The organism is Tatumella sp. UCD-D_suzukii (assembly GCF_000611875.2).
In the GTDB taxonomy this organism is placed as follows: Bacteria; Pseudomonadota; Gammaproteobacteria; order Enterobacterales; family Enterobacteriaceae; genus Tatumella; species Tatumella ptyseos.
Window position 1 is genome coordinate 1 of the sequence record NZ_JFJX01000065.1, and the last position, 4,236, is coordinate 4,236.

Annotated in this window: 1 protein-coding gene; it reads left to right on the forward strand. The window is 66.6% G+C overall.

Annotated elements, in window-relative coordinates; all coding sequences use genetic code 11:
* A partial coding sequence (locus CG67_RS15115; RefSeq protein ID WP_025903772.1) for an Ig-like domain-containing protein occupies positions 1-4,236 on the forward strand: 4,236 nt, incomplete at both ends.

The window sequence follows — 4,236 nt, forward strand, 5'->3', positions numbered from 1 at the left end:
CCACGGCGCCGGCAGAAGCAGGCGATATCAGCCTGACCGATTCCGCCGGGGACGATCTGAGCGGGAAAGCCAGTAACGATGCCACCCCGATCCTCAAAGGGACCGCGGCAGCCGGCGACACCGTCACTATCCTCGACAACGGTAAAGCCATCGGCACCGCCACGGCGGGCAGCGACGGCAGCTGGAGCAGCACCCTGCCGGCCCTGGCCGACGGCAGCCACAGTATTACCACCACGGTCACTGATGCGGCCGGCAATACCAGTCAGCCTTCGGCCGCCATTCCTGTCACGATCGAGACCACGGCGCCGGCAGAAGCCGGTGATGTCGAACTGACCGACGGTAACGGTAATAACCTGTCCGGAGCGGAGACAAATGACTCTACCCCGATCCTGAAAGGGACCGCGGCAGCCGGCGACACTGTCACTATCCTCGACAACGGTAAAGCCATCGGCACCGCCACCGCGGGCAGCGACGGCAGCTGGAGCAGCACCCTGCCGGCCCTGGCCGACGGCAGCCACAGCATCACCACCACGGTCACCGATGCCGCCGGCAATACCGGGCAGCCTTCGGCAGCGATTCCTGTCACGGTCGAGACCACGGCACCGGCAGCAGCAGCCAACGTGACGCTGACCGATTCCGCCGGGGACGATCTGAGCGGGAAAGCCAGTAACGATGCCACCCCGATCCTCAAAGGGACCGCGGCAGCCGGCGACACCGTCACTATCCTCGACAACGGCAAAGCCATCGGTACCGCTACCGCGGGCAGCGACGGCAGCTGGAGCAGCACCCTGCCGGCCCTGGCCGACGGCAGCCACAGTATCACCACCACCGTCACCGATGCCGCCGGCAATACCAGTCAGCCTTCGGCAGCGATTCCTGTCACGATCGATACCACGGCGCCGGCAGCAGCAGCCAACGTGACGCTGACCGATTCCGCCGGGGACGATCTGAGCGGGAAAGCCAGTAACGATGCCACCCCGATCCTCAAAGGGACCACGGCAGCCGGCGACACCGTCACTATCCTCGACAACGGTAAAGCCATCGGCACCGCCACCGCGGGCAGCGACGGCAGCTGGAGCAGCACCCTGCCGGCCCTGGCCGACGGCAGTCACAGTATCACCACCACCGTCACCGATGCGGCCGGTAACACCAGTCAGCCTTCGGCCGCCATTCCTGTCACGATCGAGACCACGGCACCGGCAGCCGCCGGTGATGTCGGACTGACTGACGGTAACGGTAATAACCTGTCCGGTGCGGAGACAAATGACACCACCCCGGTCCTGAAAGGAACCGCGGCAGCCGGCGATACCGTCACCATTCTGGACAACGGTAAAGCCATCGGCACCGCCACCGCGGGCAGCGACGGCAGCTGGAGCAGCACCCTGCCGGCCCTGGCCGACGGCAGCCACAGTATCACCACCACGGTCACCGATGCCGCCGGTAACACCAGTCAGCCTTCGGCCGCGACTCCTGTCACGATCGAGACCACGGCGCCGGCAGCAGCCGGTGATGTCGGACTGACCGACGGTAACGGTAATAACCTGTCCGGAGCGGAGACAAATGACTCTACTCCGATCCTCAAAGGGACCGCGGCAGCCGGCGACACCGTCACTATCCTCGACAACGGTAAAGCCATCGGTACCGCCACGGCGGGCAGCGACGGCAGCTGGAGCAGCACCCTGCCGGCCCTGGCCGACGGCAGCCACAGTATCACCACCACGGTCACCGATGCCGCCGGCAATACCAGCCAGCCTTCGGCTGCGATTCCTGTCACGGTCGAGACCACGGCACCGGCAGCAGCAGCCAACGTGACGCTGACCGATTCCGCCGGGGACGATCTGAGCGGGAAAGCCAGTAACGATGCCACCCCGATCCTCAAAGGGACCGCGGCAGCCGGCGACACCGTCACCATTCTCGACAACGGTAAAGCCATCGGCACCGCCACCGCGGGCAGCGACGGCAGCTGGAGCAGCACCCTGCCGGCCCTGGCCGACGGCAGCCACAGTATCACCACCACCGTCACCGATGCGGCCGGTAACACCAGCCAGCCTTCGGCGGCGATTCCTGTCACGGTCGAGACCACGGCGCCGGCAGCAGCAGCCAACGTGACGCTGACCGATTCCGCCGGGGACGATCTGAGCGGGAAAGCCAGTAACGATGCCACCCCGATCCTCAAAGGGACCACGGCAGCCGGCGACACCGTCACTATCCTCGACAACGGTAAAGCCATCGGCACCGCCACGGCAGGCAGCGACGGCAGCTGGAGCAGCACCCTGCCGGCCCTGGCCGACGGCAGCCACAGTATCACCACCACCGTCACCGATGCGGCCGGTAACACCAGTCAGCCTTCGGCCGCCATTCCTGTCACGATCGAGACCACGGCGCCGGCAGCAGCAGCCAACGTGACGCTGACCGATTCCGCCGGGGACGATCTGAGCGGGAAAGCCAGTAACGATGCCACCCCGGTCCTCAAAGGGACCGCGGCAGCCGGCGACACCGTCACTATCCTCGACAACGGTAAAGCCATCGGCACCGCCACGGCGGGCAGCGACGGCAGCTGGAGCAGCACCCTGCCGGCCCTGGCCGACGGCAGCCACAGTATTACCACCACGGTCACTGATGCGGCCGGCAATACCAGTCAGCCTTCGGCAGCGATTCCTGTCACGATCGAGACCACGGCGCCGGCAGCAGCAGCCAACGTGACGCTGACCGATTCCGCCGGGGACGATCTGAGCGGGAAAGCCAGTAACGATGCCACCCCGATCCTCAAAGGCACCGCGGCAGCCGGCGACACCGTCACTATCCTCGACAACGGTAAAGCCATCGGCACCGCCACCGCGGGCAGCGACGGCAGCTGGAGCAGCACCCTGCCGGCCCTGGCCGACGGCAGCCACAGCATCACCACCACCGTTACCGATGCCGCCGGTAACACCAGTCAGCCTTCGGCGGCGATTCCTGTCACGGTCGAGACCACGGCGCCGGCAGCAGCAGCCAACGTGACGCTGACCGATTCCGCCGGGGACGATCTGAGCGGGAAAGCCAGTAACGATGCCACCCCGATCCTCAAAGGGACCGCGGCAGCCGGCGACACCGTCACTATCCTCGACAACGGTAAAGCCATCGGCACCGCCACGGCAGGCAGCGACGGCAGCTGGAGCAGCACCCTGCCGGCCCTGGCCGACGGCAGCCACAGCATCACCACCACGGTCACCGATGCCGCCGGCAATACCAGTCAGCCTTCGGCGGCTATTCCTGTCACGGTCGAGACCACGGCGCCGGCAGCAGCAGCCAACGTGACGCTGACCGATTCCGCCGGGGACGATCTGAGCGGGAAAGCCAGTAACGATGCCACCCCGATCCTCAAAGGGACCGCGGCAGCCGGCGACACCGTCACTATCCTCGACAACGGCAAAGCCATCGGTACCGCTACCGCGGGCAGCGACGGCAGCTGGAGCAGCACCCTGCCGGCCCTGGCCGACGGCAGCCACAGTATCACCACCACCGTCACCGATGCGGCCGGCAACACCAGTCAGCCTTCGGCCGCCATTCCTGTCACGATCGAGACCACGGCGCCGGCAGCAGCCGGTGATGTCGGACTGACCGACGGTAACGGTAATAACCTGTCCGGAGCGGAGACAAATGACTCTACTCCGGTCCTGAAAGGGACCGCGGCAGCCGGCGACACCGTCACTATCCTCGACAACGGTAAAGCCATCGGTACCGCTACCGCGGGCAGCGACGGCAGCTGGAGCAGCACCCTGCCGGCCCTGGCCGACGGCAGCCACAGCATCACCACCACGGTCACCGATGCCGCCGGCAATACCAGCCAGCCTTCGGCGGCTATTCCTGTCACGGTCGAGACCACGGCGCCGGCAGCAGCAGCCAACGTGACGCTGACCGATTCCGCCGGGGACGATCTGAGCGGGAAAGCCAGTAACGATGCCACCCCGATCCTCAAAGGGACCGCGGCAGCCGGCGACACCGTCACTATCCTCGACAACGGTAAAGCCATCGGCACCGCCACCGCGGGCAGCGACGGCAGCTGGAGCAGCACCCTGCCGGCCCTGGCCGACGGCAGCCACAGCATCACCACCACGGTCACTGATGCGGCCGGCAATACCAGCCAGCCTTCGGCCGCGATTCCTGTGACGGTCGAGACCACGGCACCGGCAGCAGCAGCCAACGTGACGCTGACCGATTCCGCCGGGGACGATCTGAGCGGGAAAGCCAGTAACG